Source organism: Eudoraea sp., assembly GCF_049665975.1.
Taxonomy (GTDB): Bacteria; Bacteroidota; Bacteroidia; order Flavobacteriales; family Flavobacteriaceae; genus Eudoraea.
The window spans coordinates 1-12884 of sequence record NZ_JBATGR010000424.1 but is presented as its reverse complement, the minus strand read 5'-3'; the positions used below and the strand labels follow the sequence as shown (position 1 = coordinate 12884).

At 35.4% G+C, this 12884-nt stretch carries 15 protein-coding genes; 7 read left to right on the top strand and 8 right to left on the bottom strand.

Annotated elements, in window-relative coordinates; translation table 11 throughout:
- The coding region (locus WBN20_RS13855) for a Gfo/Idh/MocA family protein (RefSeq protein WP_424282119.1) at positions 1-1059 on the top strand (1059 nt) is incomplete at its 5' end.
- Positions 1060-1144: 85 nt separating this feature from the next.
- On the opposite strand, the gene WBN20_RS13850 is transcribed toward WBN20_RS13855, so the two are convergent.
- The 3 genes from WBN20_RS13850 to WBN20_RS13840 form a co-directional block, all read right to left on the bottom strand.
- Positions 1145-1540 carry a hypothetical protein gene (locus WBN20_RS13850; protein ID WP_424282118.1) on the bottom strand — a complete coding sequence of 132 codons (396 nt, stop codon included), beginning with the start codon at positions 1538-1540 and terminating at the stop codon, positions 1145-1147.
- Between the two features lie 152 nt (positions 1541-1692).
- Positions 1693-2457: a TIGR02757 family protein gene (locus tag WBN20_RS13845; RefSeq protein WP_424282117.1), complete on the bottom strand. Its 765-nt coding sequence runs from the start codon at positions 2455-2457 to the stop codon at positions 1693-1695.
- Between the two features lie 70 nt (positions 2458-2527).
- Positions 2528-3190, bottom strand: coding sequence for an ABC transporter ATP-binding protein (locus WBN20_RS13840; protein WP_424275159.1), 663 nt, complete (start codon positions 3188-3190; stop codon positions 2528-2530).
- Between the two features lie 197 nt (positions 3191-3387).
- Between WBN20_RS13840 and folE the strand changes: the two genes are divergently transcribed.
- A complete protein-coding gene (gene folE / locus WBN20_RS13835; RefSeq protein ID WP_424275160.1) occupies positions 3388-3987 on the top strand; it encodes a GTP cyclohydrolase I FolE in 600 nt (199 codons plus the stop codon).
- A gap of 49 nt (positions 3988-4036) precedes the next feature.
- Positions 4037-4330: a hypothetical protein gene (locus WBN20_RS13830; RefSeq protein WP_424282116.1), complete on the top strand. Its 294-nt coding sequence runs from the start codon at positions 4037-4039 to the stop codon at positions 4328-4330.
- A gap of 61 nt (positions 4331-4391) precedes the next feature.
- Here WBN20_RS13830 and WBN20_RS13825 read toward each other — a convergent pair whose 3' ends face one another.
- The 4 genes from WBN20_RS13825 to WBN20_RS13810 form a co-directional block, all read right to left on the bottom strand.
- Positions 4392-6650, bottom strand: a complete 2259-nt coding sequence (locus WBN20_RS13825) for a TonB-dependent receptor (protein WP_424282115.1) — start codon at positions 6648-6650, stop codon at positions 4392-4394.
- Between the two features lie 433 nt (positions 6651-7083).
- Entirely contained in the window at positions 7084-7401 is a 318-nt protein-coding gene (locus tag WBN20_RS13820; RefSeq protein WP_424282114.1) for a DUF6787 family protein, read from the bottom strand.
- Between the two features lie 26 nt (positions 7402-7427).
- Positions 7428-7889: a DUF6146 family protein gene (locus tag WBN20_RS13815; RefSeq protein ID WP_424282113.1), complete on the bottom strand. Its 462-nt coding sequence runs from the start codon at positions 7887-7889 to the stop codon at positions 7428-7430.
- 87 nt (positions 7890-7976) lie between these two features.
- Positions 7977-8609 (bottom strand): DUF937 domain-containing protein, encoded by a 633-nt coding sequence (locus WBN20_RS13810; protein WP_424282112.1) that lies wholly within the window; start codon positions 8607-8609, stop codon positions 7977-7979.
- Between the two features lie 305 nt (positions 8610-8914).
- Between WBN20_RS13810 and WBN20_RS13805 the strand changes: the two genes are divergently transcribed.
- From WBN20_RS13805 to WBN20_RS13790, 4 genes are read left to right on the top strand one after another with little or no spacing between them, the layout of a single operon-like run.
- Positions 8915-9457: a hypothetical protein gene (locus tag WBN20_RS13805; protein ID WP_424282111.1), complete on the top strand. Its 543-nt coding sequence runs from the start codon at positions 8915-8917 to the stop codon at positions 9455-9457.
- Positions 9454-10311: an ABC transporter ATP-binding protein gene (locus tag WBN20_RS13800; RefSeq protein ID WP_424282110.1), complete on the top strand. Its 858-nt coding sequence runs from the start codon at positions 9454-9456 to the stop codon at positions 10309-10311. The genes WBN20_RS13805 and WBN20_RS13800 overlap by 4 nt, the downstream gene beginning before the upstream one ends.
- Positions 10308-11141 (top strand): ABC transporter permease, encoded by an 834-nt coding sequence (locus WBN20_RS13795; protein WP_424282109.1) that lies wholly within the window; start codon positions 10308-10310, stop codon positions 11139-11141. Before WBN20_RS13800 ends, WBN20_RS13795 begins: the two co-directional genes overlap by 4 nt.
- Positions 11138-11791 carry a hypothetical protein gene (locus WBN20_RS13790; RefSeq protein WP_424282108.1) on the top strand — a complete coding sequence of 218 codons (654 nt, stop codon included), beginning with the start codon at positions 11138-11140 and terminating at the stop codon, positions 11789-11791. Before WBN20_RS13795 ends, WBN20_RS13790 begins: the two co-directional genes overlap by 4 nt.
- A 22-nt stretch (positions 11792-11813) precedes the next feature.
- Here the strand turns inward: WBN20_RS13790 and WBN20_RS13785 are convergent, their stop codons facing one another.
- Complete coding sequence (locus WBN20_RS13785) at positions 11814-12764, bottom strand: D-2-hydroxyacid dehydrogenase (RefSeq protein WP_424282107.1); 951 nt, start codon at positions 12762-12764, stop codon at positions 11814-11816.
- Positions 12765-12884: the final 120 nt, after the last annotated feature.

The following is a 12884-nucleotide window of genomic DNA, read 5'->3' as shown; positions in this document are numbered from 1 at the left end:
GGTATGCCCTGGGCTTGTGCAATGGATAATCAAAAACAGGAAAAAAAGAAATTAGGTATAGCATTAGTAGGATTGGGAAGCTATAGTACTTATCAGTTAGCACCTTCTTTATTGGATTGTGAATTATGTTATTTGGCAGGGATCGTTACCGGAACCCCTGAAAAAGAAAAGATATGGCAGGATAAATATAAAATCCCCGATACCAGTATTTATAATTATGAGAGTTTTGATAGTATTGTATCTAATGACTCCATAGATATAGTTTACGTTGTACTTCCTAATGCTATGCATGCCGATTTCTCAATTAGAGCTGCCAAAGCAGGAAAACATGTTATATGCGAAAAACCTATGGCCGTAAGCGTTGAAGAATGTGATGCAATAATTGAGGCATGTAAAAAGGCGAATGTAAAATTAAGCGTAGGTTACCGTCTACACTCAGAACCGTATACTCAGGAAATAAAACGACTAGTTGAAGAAAAGGTTTTTGGAAATGTTCAGTACATATCAGCTGAAGCTGCCTACAGATCTGGTGGTAATCCGGATCAATGGCGATTAAACAAAGCGCTTTCTGGTGGTGGAGCCTTAATGAATATGGGGGTTTATGCCATCCAAAGTGCGATTTATGGAACCGGAGAGAACCCAATATCTGTAACCGCACAGGAATTTAGCTCAAGGCCGGATTATTTTAAGGATACTGATGAGACCATTACCGCACAATTCGAATTTTCAAGTGGAACTTTTGGCAATATCATGACTTCGCATAATACCAATGTAAATAGAATGTATGCCGCATGTGATAAAGGTTGGTTTGAATTAAATCCGGCTAGTTCCTATGGCCCATTGGCTGGTAAAACTTCCAGTGGGGACTTTAGTTTTCCACATGAACGCCAGCAAAAATTACAGATGGATGATTTTGCCAGACATATTTTAAGTGATACCCCAAATATTGCTCCCGGCGAAATGGGCAAACGAGATATGATTATTGTTGAAGCTATTTACGAATCGATAGAGAAAGGAAATTCAAAAATTGATTTGAAATTGGGCTCAATGAGTCTTTAAGATAATATTCATATTGCTCCTGCCATTGTCGTTTATTCGATAGTGTTGAAGCGAACTAATTATGAATAGTAATCAAAAATGGAACCTAAGGCTTTAACTCTAAAAAAGGCTCATCTTCTCTGTCGTACATTAACCATATTTTTGCATGTACATCAGATTCAAAGGTGCGTATCAATGCACTTCTGTTAGAGGCCACTTTTTGTAAGAACCTATTGTGTTTCTCTCCATCCCAGACCAAAGCTAATTTAATATGATCTCTCAAAACATTTGCAATGTGTTCGCCCAGAAAAAATAGCTCAACCAGGGGTATTTCAGTTTTAACAACCGGAGTTACATTTACTAAAATTTTATACATTTTTTCTTTTAGACATTCGTTTCTAATGAGCTTAGGATACTTAATAAAATCTTCATAGGAATAGTCTCCGGTAATCATCATTACCAGATAATTTTTTTCTTTCTCGAAAGAATAAAGACTACCCATGTTAACTTTAATAATGCGATCAGGTTGTTACAGTAGAAATAAGGCGGATTGATATCAACTACCTTAAATATAAGAAATAATTCAATGCTATTAAAGAAAAAACTTACTTTAAAATATTACAAATAAGCCTAAAAAGGGTCATTACTTACATACTAGAATTTTTCAAATACACCCAGCCCAAATAGAGCAAAATCGTATTTTACAGGATCTGTTGGATCCATTTTTCGAAGATAGGAATCAAGTTCATTCACAGCTTTTGAATCGTTTTGTTTCCGATGCAATAATCCAAGCTTTCTGGCTACATTACCTGAATGAACATCCAGGGGGCAAGATAAAAGGGCAGGAGGAATAGATTTCCAGATCCCAAAATCTACCTCTGTTGCATTATCACGAACCATCCACCTTAGAAACATATTTATGCGCTTAGCTGCAGAACCTCTAGCCGGATCAGATATATGCTTTGTTGTTCTTTTTGGATGTGTTAATTCAAAAAATGTTAGTTTGAATTTAGAAATTGCCGGCTGTGTTGATTTATCTGTGGTATTTTGGCTAAAAATTGCCTCTAAACCTCCATATTGCCTATATATACTTCTTAAAGCTTTAATAAAATATACCAAGTCAACACTATTAAAAGTTCGATGGACAAATGGTTCAAGCTTAATTAATTCTGATTCGTTATGATATAAAACAAAATTATGAGGGTCATGATCCATTAAATCCATTAAATAAAGAGCGTTCTTAATAATGCTTTTTCGGTTACCCCAGGCAATTGTTGATGTGAGAAACCCACTGATCTCAATATCTTCTTTTTTAGTAAACAAATGGGGAACCTGAATTGGATCTGAATCCAGAAATTGAGGATTATTGTATTGGATGACTTTTGCATCCAAAAACTCTCTTAGCTCATTAGAAGTCACTGATGTATCATTTTGATGAGGTGATTCAGATAATTAGGATTTTTAGAATTACAAAACTTCTTCCAACAGATTAGTTTATGATTTGACCGTCTATCATGGTCAACTTTCTGTCTGCCATATCCGCTAATTCCTCATTATGAGTTACAATCACAAAAGTTTGTCCAAATTCATCACGTAATTGAAAAAAGAGTTGATGTAGTTTATCTGCACTTTCGGTATCGAGATTGCCACTTGGTTCATCGGCAAGTATTATACTTGGATTGTTTATTAATGCCCTTGCAACAGCAACACGTTGTTGTTCGCCACCGGATAACTCATTAGGTCGGTGGAGCATACGATTGGAAAGCCCGAGGAAATTTAGCAGTTCTGTTGCTCTGGTCTCCGCCTCTGTCTTTCCTGTTCTTTTAATAAATGCGGGAATGCAAACGTTTTCTATGGCCGTAAATTCAGGTAATAATTGATGGAATTGAAAAATAAACCCGATATGATTATTTCTAAATGCAGCTAGTGCTTTATCTTTTAATGAAGTAATATCAATGCCATTTATCTCTAAGTCACTTTCCTTTTTGTTTGATTGGGTATCCAGGGTGCCTAAAATTTGTAATAAGGTCGTTTTACCGGCACCTGAGGGCCCTACAATAGAAACTACTTCCCCGGCCTTTATGCGCAAATTTACCCCTTTTAAAACCTGAAGTTCCCCGAAATATTTTTGAATATTAGTGGCCTTAATCATCAATTAATAATTAGGGCATGAAAGTAAACAATACCCTTAACACTTCAAAATGTAATGGAAGGGGAATCTGCTGGGTGCTGCGTAGTAAAATTTATTGTTGCAGTCATTTTACTAATAATAAATTTATTTATGATTTTTAAAGAAGAAACCTTTAAATTCGAAGTAGTTTTAAATCAAGCCATTTATACTTTTTTACTATGACATCGTACCACAACTTGGAAGAATATAATATTGAGATTACCAATGAAATAACAGAACGATTTTCGGGAATAATCAGCGAAATAGGGGAGGAAGTTGGTCGCGAAGGATTAATTAAAACCCCTGAACGAGCGGCCAAAGCAATGTTGTTTTTAACACAGGGCTATAAACAGGATGCCGCAGCTATCCTGAAGAGTGCAATGTTTAATGAGTCTTATAACGAAATGGTAATTGTAAAGGATATTGAATTGTATTCTCTTTGTGAACATCATATGTTACCATTTTTCGGGAAAGCTCATATTGCTTATATCCCAAACGGACAGATTGTAGGTTTGAGCAAACTACCGAGAATAGTAGATGTTTTTGCACGTAGGTTACAGGTTCAGGAACGCTTAACCGAGCAGATTTTAGATTGTATAAATGAAACCTTAAAGCCTCAGGGAGTTGCGGTGGTTATTGAGGCTGCACATATGTGTATGATGATGCGGGGTGTTCAAAAGCAGAATTCCGTTACTACAACATCAGGATTTAGAGGAGCTTTCGAAAGAGAAGAAACCCGTAATGAATTTTTAAAATTAATCAGTTCAAATCTGTCTTAATTTTGACACATACACAGTTAAAGTTATTAAATAGAAATTTTATTTCTGAATGATTAAAAAGGAAAAATATCGACTCCTTTTATGGGGATTACTGTTTGATGGACTTGGTATGCTTTCCTTTATGATACCGGGTATTGGTGAATTCGCAGATCTGATATGGGCTCCTATTGCCGGTTGGTTGATGACAAGAATGTATAAAGGAAATCCTGGTAAAATTGCAGGAGTTATTGCTTTTATTGAAGAAATTGTACCGGGATTAGACATTATTCCTTCTTTTACTCTTATGTGGTTATATACCTATATTTTTCAAAAGGATAAAACCATAATTCTTGAGGATAACTAAGGTTTAAAATAAACCCTGGCCATCTTAAATTTATCAAGTTTAAGCTTTATCCTTTTATTTTTTATAGGGGGATACTTAGGCCCATTCTAATATTCCTTCCAATATTTGAAATATCATCTACCTTAAGTCTTGATAAATGCGAAATATAATCTTCGTTGAGAATATTAACCGCTGTCACTTCCAATCCAATATCCTGTTTAAACAATTTTAGGTTTAAACCTAGTCCCAGATTAAGCAGATTGTAGCCCTCAGTGGGAGTCTCAAATGTCGCTACTTTGTTTTGATCAAATATTGAATTTAAAGTAACAAAGGTGTAGCCATTGGTGAGCCATTTTTTTCGGGTACCAAATTCTATGCGGAGCGTATTACTCAGCTTATTTGCGGGTATCAGAGGAAGGTAATCATCATTGTCCAATCTCCCTGTTACAGATTCAAAGCTACTCTGTATATGTAACCAATCCAGGGGATGAGGGTGAAAATGAAACCCAATTTCTCCACCGTATAAATTTGCATCCTGCTGGATGTAGTTGTAAACAGGGTTAGGGCCTACAAATTCTCCATTGGGCTCAATAAAAATGTAATCATTAATCTTATTGTAAAAACCATTTGCAAAGAATTCAAAATGTTCACTGCCGTATTCCAGAGCGATATCCGTTTGGAAGTTATTTTCATTATTCAAATTAGGATTACCAATTTCAAATCTGTTCGTACCTTCATGTACACCGTTAGAAGTGAGTTCTGCTAAATTTGGAGCTCTGAAGCCGCTTGCCAGATTAATACGACCGATAAGATTAGCTAATAAATCCACACGATATCCCAAAGCGGCATTAAAGCTATTAAAGTTTCTATCTAATTGTGCGATATAGCCCTCTTCCCCTAATACGCCAGTTTCCTCTCCTTTTATTGACCGGTTGTCAAATCGTAAACCAAGCTGAATATCACTTTTTTCAAAATGGACATGAGAGGTAGCCAATACACCAATGTCGGCTGTTTTTGCATCCGGAATTAAAACTTCCTCGCCTGAATTTTTATTCGTCTGATTCATTCCCTGAATACCCGCGATAAAATGCCAACGCCCAATATTGGGTATATTGTATTGTATATTGTAACTGAAGGTAGAAAGATCCATGTCAAGGGCAGGTTCCAATTCGGTGAGACTTTCAGACGGTGCTGTCGGGTCTTCTTCTTCTTCTTCTTCTTCAAACTCTTTACGCTGATTATAGATATAGCCCAATGTAATTTTCAAGCTGGATTTGTTAAAAAACCAATCATTTTTTGAACTTATTATATGATTGTTTATTTCCTGATACGGAAGAAGAGGAGTTCGCCCCAAATTCTGTACTCCTATTTCTTCAGGAATACCCAAATCTGAACTATTTAAATTATATCGTAATTCGGTTTTGAATTTCCCGGATTGATATCCAACTGCCGTTTTAAGGTCATATTCCCTGAATCGTGAGTTTGTTACCCTTACATCGTTTCCACTCTTGTAATCTGCATGAGATGTATATGCTCCACGAACCAGGAATTTAAATTTCTCACCAGATGTTTTTAGACCTGCATTGGCATTTATACCATGGGTATTTGTAAAGTAATTGAAATTAATGTCGCCTTCCGTTGAATTCATAATGGCAAACTGTTCGGGATTCAGATAAAGTACGCCTCCAAGAGCATCAGATCCATAGAGGAGGGAAGCAGGTCCCTTAATGACCTCTACACTTTCAATACCTGCTGCACTGATGCCAAGGCCATGTTCGTCTCCGAATTGCTGGTTTTCCAATCGAATACCCTGCGTATAAACTAATACCCTGTTTGAACTTAACCCCCTGATCACAGGCTTTCCAATGCCAATTCCAGTAGATACATTTTCTACCCCGGCAATATTTGTTATACCATCAGCAAGGGTTATTGCCCCCATTTTTCTCAATGATTCAACCGAAGCCTGTTCTACCTTCATTACATTCTCACGTTGTAATTTATGGAATGGGGTAGATACAATGACTTCTTCCATTTCTATAGCACTTGGCGAGAGTATAATATTCAATGTTGTAGTGCCTTCAGTAAGGAGTATTGTAGCAGAAAATGTGCGGTAGCCCATAAATGAAGCCACAATTTTGTATGACCCTGCCGGAAGATTAGTTAGCCGGAATTCACCATTATTTTTAGTAACAGTTCCTTTTTCAAGTTGAGGTAAGTACACAGAAACCTGCTCAAGTGGACTATTAGTTTCTTCGGAGGTAACAGTGCCGATAAGAGCGTTTTGAGCGCTTCCGTTTAAATAAAAAAATATGAAGAATAGTAGTGAAAATAAAGCTTTCATAACCTGTTTTAAAATTAAAAAATTAAAAAAATAGAGAAAATTATAAAAAAGACTATGAATATATTGGGGGAGCTCTTAAGGAAAAATGAAGGTTTTCTAATTTAGGTGTATAATCGTAGTTTAGTGTTGTAACCCTTAATGCGTAAACGACTGCTACAAGGTTTAGAACATTCTCAGAATTATAAAAATCATGCGAAAAATTGAAATTATCAAAATCACAATGAAATTCTTTTGAATGGAAATGGGACTCAAAAGTATTGTCACAGTTTATGACTAAATGATTAGACGCGTGTAATAGTTGAATAACCGTAGGAAGTGCCAAAAAGACAATCAGCACTAATGAAATTATTGAAAATGATATTTTTTGTTTTTGATGTACCACTATACAAAGAAATCAAATAAAGCGATTGGGAAAAGTTAAGGAAAGATTAATTTACTTAAAAAGAAAGCCTAATCCGATTCTATTCAACATTTTTTTTTCAAAGTTCCAGAAAAATTTGAACTGCCCAAAAAGCCATCCAAAAACTACTAAAAGTAACTGGTAGAATGGAAAGATCAGTAATATTCTAAGAGTCCAGTATACCCAGGCACTCCACCATGTTTCGGGAAAATTACCTCTTTCCAAACCTATCCATCCAAGAAATGGTTTGGCAATATACACAGCTGCAGAACCGGTAATGGAGAATACAACAAGAATTATAATGAGTTGAAAATTGGATTCTATTCCCCAGCGTTTTTTTAGTTTGTCCATAAAAAAGAAAATCGGAGCAAATATATTCAATTAATTCGTGGCGCAAAGGGTCCCAGACGTTGATTGTATTTACGTTGAAAATAAATAAAATAATTATAAAGTTCATAGTTCACATCATATCCATAATCAATATTTGGGTCATAGTTGATCCTCAACTCATATAAATTAGGATCATACTTGTAAGGATCCAAAACTCGCTGGTTCCAGTTGATAACATAAATTCGATTTCTATTTTCCATAAATACCTGAGTATAATATCCCTTTGGCCGGGCCATACTTTGGAGCCAGGTGGCAAAACCCACTTCCATAATTATAATTTCATATTCCAGGCTATCATTTTTAATGGTAACAGTGTCTATTGTATTTTGATTAAATACATTTTCTTCCTCCTGAGAAATATTAATTGCCTTCTTGGACCCACTGCATTGCATAATTAAAAGTGTCAAAAGCAACACAAAAAAAACTCTAATCAAAAATTTAAGTTTCATAGAAATGTATTTGAAATAATAAAGTACAAAAAAAACCATTTGCTCAAACAAATGGTTTTGTTAATTAATATGACAAAAATTTCGAATTTACTTTCCGAAAAGGCCACCCAATAAGCCTCCTATGCCACCTTTCTTTTTAGAGCTATCCATAACCATTCCTGCAACATCGTCAAGAATACTGCCATCTCCATCTGCATCTAAAAGTGTTGTAAGAAGACTTTGGTTTTGTTCTGGCTGGCCACCTAGCATACTACCTAATAGATTATTCATCCCACTTGCATCACCTACATTGTTTTCAGCTTTTTGTTTTGCTAAAACACCCATAACAATAGGAGCTGCTATTTTTAAAATATTAGCTATCGACCCTGCATCTATTCCAGATCGCTGGCTTAGAGCATTTTCTACATTTGCCTGCTTGCCACCAAAAACATGTCCTAAAATGCCTGCTCCATCTTCCATAACGGTTTGATCCACACCACCTCCAAAAAGGCCTCCCAGATCATCAAGTACACTTCCATCATGTTTAGAAGATAATGCATTCATCAACCCCTGTGCACCTTCCGGAGTAGCTGCATTTTTTTTCATCGCTCCCAATAGTAAAGGCATAGCCATACTCAATACATCGGCTGTCTTATTTTCAGCTTGTCCGGTTTGTCCTGCAATACCGCTTATTACCTTTTTCCCCATGGGACTGTTTAATAAATCTAATAATCCTTCCATTAACTTAGTGTTTTGTTGTATATCTGGGTAATGTACAAAATCTAATTGTTCCAAATGAAAAGTATTAATAAAAATTAGAAAAAAGAACTAAAATGGTTTATTCTAAGAATTAAAACGATTATACGGAACATGTACTTCGATATCTTATATTATTTTTATGTTGTTTTATATTAGCTTTTTAGTGTAAACTAAGCACGTGCTTTTGAAGTAATTAACTTTAAGGATTCTCTGCAAACTCTGGCTTATTAATGGGGAATGTGCACATATCTTAAAATAAATTACTCTGTTTTTAGTTATCTTCGCGTATGATTTATTTAGAACTTCCACCTCAACCTCATCCGCTGGTTTCCTATTTACGCGTAGGAAGACTATTGCATTGGTCTTTGATACTGTTTCTATTGGAATCATGGTTCTACTGGGTACAATTTGAGGCTTCTTTGGAACAATTTTCTTTCTTTTGGGTATTTTTTTGGTTTGGTTGTTTTCTTTTTTCTTTTGTACATATTTTTCTGGTTATTATGGACGGCTGGTCAAGATTTCAAAATTATAAAAGGGCTAAAGACCTTTTGTTTATTCACGGTTTTAATTCCAAGATTGCTGATATGTATAAGGTCTCTAAATGCCAACGCAATGCGGCATTTGTTGCTGCAGAAGAACTGGGTTATAAAAATGAAATAATGAACTATTATCACTCCAAGGGAATTAAATGGTTTCATTATGTTCCTTATTTTATGACTCAGGACCCACTATTTTTATTTCGAAACTACTTTTGGGAAAGAACATTTCTTGAAAAAGTTTATGTCCCTAAATTTGATTACAGGAGTCTACATCAGGAAAGGGCGATATGATACTTGAAGCCAGGAAAATTTCCAAATCCTATGGTTCCCTTGAAGTTCTGAATAATGTGACCTTAGAATGTCTCAAGGGCAGAATCTATGGACTCATTGGAGCAAATGGTACAGGTAAGACTACTTTATTTCGAATCTTATTAGGCCTCATTAAGGCAGATAGCGGTAGTTTAGAAATAAATTCACAAGGAAAAAAGCCCATTGGAGGAATAATAGAGAAACCAGCTTTATACGGATATCTTTCAGCCTATGGAAATTTAAAAGTTTTTACCCAGATTCAGGGTTTAAACCTTACCAAAGAACTTTATAGTCAATCTATGCAACAGGTTGGTCTTTCAACAAATAGAACAGATGCAGTAAAAAATTATTCTCTGGGAATGAAGCAGCGCCTTGGTCTGGCCATAGCCTTATTAAATAATCCTGATTGCCTGGTATTAGATGAACCTTTTTCAGGTTTAGATCCCATGGGAATTATTGCACTTCATGAATTGATTAAAAAGCTTAGCAGTCAGAATGAAATTACCATAATTATCTCATCTCATATTGTAGGCGAATTAACAGATTTGTGTGACACTCTTTATGTTCTTAACGAGGGAAAAATAATAAAAAAAGGAGCTTCATCAGAATTACTTAATGAAAGTATTTCTGCCTACAAAATTGTGGGAAATAATTTGGAAATGTCTGAAGTTTTGCAAAGTATCAATGCTATATTTTTAAATAAATCAGCTTTTGTATCTCCTGAAACAATTAGCATTTCTGAGGTTCTACAAAAATTAATTGAAGAGGGGCGGGAGGTAACAGCCTGCATTCCGCAAACAGATCTAAAAGCCTTATTTGGCGGGGAAAAAATATGATATCCTTAATACGCTCAGAAATATATAAAATCCGCAAGCAGAGTAAAACACTATATGCTTTGGCCGCCATTCTTATTATAGAAGGATTTGTGATTGTGAGTGCTTATTATCAGGGTACAGGAATAATTGATCTTTTATTGGCTAACCTGAAGGATTCTTTTGAGTTCAAAGGCAATCTTCTAAATGGGAACTTAATTATTTATCTGATCCTGAATTCGCTGTGGTTTCATATCCCTTTAATCCTAATGATTATTATTTCAGGATTTCTTACCTCTGAATATAAGGACAGGACGCTTGAAACAGTTATGCTTCAACCAGTTAGTAAATTAAATTTTATCTTAAGTAAATATTTTGTTTCAATAGTATTTACCTTATTAATTGTACTCCTTTTGGCGGTTAGCACTTTTTTAGCCTCTTACTGGATTTTTGGCAGAGGGGATTTGGTTGTGTATTTAGATGGGTTGAATTTTTTTGAATCTGAAGAAGCCTTTTACAGACTTATATATGCCTTTATTTCCGGTGCCAATTCTATGATTTTCTTTTCGGCAGTCAGTTTAACACTGGCAGTTATTTTAAAAGATGCCACAAAGACCTGGATCGTTTCGGCTATTTTTTTAATATGCAGCAATATGCTATTAAAGATCGACTTTCAAAATAAATTCCTTAATGAACTGTTTTTTTTCAAATTGATAGATAGCTGGCAGTATTTTTTCTATTACAAAATACCGTATTCTACCATATACTTTAAAAATTTAATTTTATTTGGCTATTCCTTAATTACTATGATAATCGGGATAATTATTTTTAAAAGAAGGGACATTCAGCTATGAAAAGATTAAGTTTTTTATTCCTGTTTTTTATTAGTCTGAACCTTATTAGCGGTCAGGAGATTGACAATGATCTCCTTCAAATAAAAAGGCGCATGGACTCCATAAAGTCTTTTAATGCTAATATAGAATTGGATGTGGACATCAGTTTTATTAATATGCCAACCAAATATGGGAAAGTCCGATATGACAAGGGAGAATCTACTAAAGTTACGTCGAACGATTTTATTATGCTTCCTAAACGAGGATTGGATCTCACCTTGAATGAAATCTTTAGACACCCATTTATTACCGTAAATAGGGGAGAAGAGTATCATAAGGATGTTTTATGTAAGGTTATTAATATAATTCCCACATCCTCAAAAGCTAACTTTTCCATAGCCACTCTTTTTATGGATGTACGGGCAAAAAGAATTATAAAATCTGAGATAAGTACTAAAACAGAAGGAGTTTTTACTATCTATATGGACTATCAACATTATATGGATGCTCTTCCGGCAACTGTAGAGGTGCAATTTGCTGTTAGTGGCGTAAAAATACCTTTACGTTTCCTGGGCAAGGAAACGGAAGTTGATAGGAAAGCCATTAAGAAAGAAGGATCCAAAACGGGTAAGATCTTTTTAACACTTTCAGAGGTCCAAATTGTGAAATAATATTTTTATTAGTTGCTCTCGTTTATTTTAATAACGCAATAATTTGATTAGCCAATTCCAAGCCAATACGGTCTTGTGCTTCTGCCGTGGCAGCTCCAATATGGGGAGTTAGCGAAATCTTTGAATGCATTAGAATCTTTATTTCAGGAGTAGGTTCAGATTCAAAAGTGTCGAGGCCAGCAAAAGCTATCTTTCCACTCTCTAAAGCTTCAATAAGAGCAATTTCATCTATAACACCACCTCTGGCTGCATTCACTATACCAACGCCGTCTTTCATTATATCAAATTCCCTTTTGCCAATTACATATTCCTTTTGCGCAGGCACATGCACTGTAATAAAATTTGAATCTCTCAGCACCTCTTCCTTGGGTCTATTATCAAAATCGAAGCTAACCGATTGCCCATCAAAAAAAGGCACTTTAATAGTTGCCGAATCCAAGAAAGGGTCATGAAATATAACATTCATACCTATCACAATTGCGATTTTTGCAGTAGCTTGCCCTATTCTGCCAAATCCAATTACTCCCAGGGTTTTACCACGTAGCTCAACACCTTTAGCATAAGATTTTTTTAATTTATTAAAATTGCTGTCTCCTTCAAGAGGCATATTTCTATTGGCATCATATAGAAATCGGACCCCACCAAACAAATGAGCAAAAACCAATTCGGCTACAGATTCAGATGAAGCGGCCGGTGTATTAATGACATGTAAGCCTTTTTCCTTGGCATATGCTACGTCAATGTTGTCCATCCCTACACCACCTCTGCCAATAAGCTTCAAAGAAGGGCAATTATCTATGATATCCTTGCGAACCTGAGTGGCGCTTCTAACCAGAATACCTACAATATTATTTGAATTGATATAGTTAATCAGCTGCTCCTGAGCAACCGTGCTTGTAATTACTTCAAATCCAGCTTCTTCTAATGCTGAAATTCCATTTTGTGATATTCCGTCGTTAGCAAGTATTTTCATTCTCTGATGTTCTTAGTAGTAAATTTTTGAAATTGTTTGATATTATAATCCGGCAACTAACCTCTCCTTTCCAGATCACTCATTACATCAACCAGTACTCCCACGCTTTCCAGGGGAAGA